Genomic DNA, 1,090 nt, shown 5'->3' on the forward strand with positions numbered 1-1,090 from the left:
ATTCGCCGCTTGCGTCCGGCGGGGCGGGTGTTGGTCCGGCTTCCGTGGACGGCCCAGACGAGCAGGCCGAGCTCGCGCAGGACGGCGATGTGCCGCTCCAGGGTGCGCCGGCTGATGCCGAGGCGCTTGAAAGTTGTGTCGCGGCAGTAGGCGACGTGCCCGTCGGCGTTCAGGCGGGCGGCGAGGTCGCGGGCGACGCGCAGCGTGGTGTCGCCGGCTTTGGGATGCAGGCGCTGGGTGATGGCCCACGTGGCGGCACGCAGGAAATCGCCGCGCCGGGTGCGCCGGGACGCGGTGGTGCCGATCTCCTGGTCGGCATGCTCGCGAACCGGGATGAATCGGTTGTTCCTGGATATTCGGGGTTGTCCGCGCAGAGGGCACGGCGGAGCGACGGTGACGTGGACCGGCGCGTGGGCATGCTGCATCATGGGCAGGGCACGCCCTCCTTCCGGGCATGCGTGAGCCCCTCTTCGGTGGGGCCGGTTCTTCGGGAACCAAGGTGATCCGCCCTGGCAGGGGCGGTGTTGCCCGGTCTGCGGACCGGGTTCTTCACCAGGCGGGCTGGACACTCGCCGGGTGGTGGCAGAGATGCGGCGGGCGGGCCGAGGTGCTGGACAGACCAAGGGCTTGCTGCCGCGGGGCAGCCCACAGGGGACTGCCCACTGTCAGATCATGTGCTCATCAGACTCCAGGGTGGCGGGCGGTCGCGGTGGTCAGTGGCCCATGCCGGCGCCGCCGTCGACGGGCACTACGGCACCGGTGATGTAGGCGGCCTGCTCGGAGGCGAGGAAGGCGACGGTCGCGGCGATCTCCTCGGGGCGGGCGAGGCGGCCGAGCGGGATCTGGGCCTTGAGGTTCTCCAGCTGCTCCTCGCTCAGCTGCTCGCTCATGGACGTCTCGGTGAGGCCGGGGGCGACCACGTTGAAGGTGATGCCGCGGGAGCCGAGTTCGCGGGCCATCGAGCGGGCGAAGCCGACGAGTCCGGCTTTGGAGGCGGCGTAGTTGGCCTGGCCGCTCTCGCCGCGCAGGGCGACGGCGGAGGAGATGTACACCACGCGGCCCTTCTTCGCGCGGAGCATGCCGCGCGAGG

General features: G+C 71.4%; 2 protein-coding genes. Both read right to left on the bottom strand.

What is annotated here, in order from left to right:
• The coding region (locus ABZ281_RS50335) for an HTH domain-containing protein (protein WP_356665642.1) at nt 1-428 on the bottom strand (428 nt) is incomplete at its 3' end.
• Nucleotides 429-713: 285 nt separating this feature from the next.
• Nucleotides 714-1,090, bottom strand: a 377-nt coding sequence (locus tag ABZ281_RS50340; protein WP_356665644.1) for an SDR family oxidoreductase, incomplete at its 5' end; no start/stop codon positions are given.

It is taken from the genome of Streptomyces sp. NPDC006265, from assembly GCF_040613555.1.
In the GTDB taxonomy this organism is placed as follows: Bacteria; Actinomycetota; Actinomycetes; order Streptomycetales; family Streptomycetaceae; genus Streptomyces.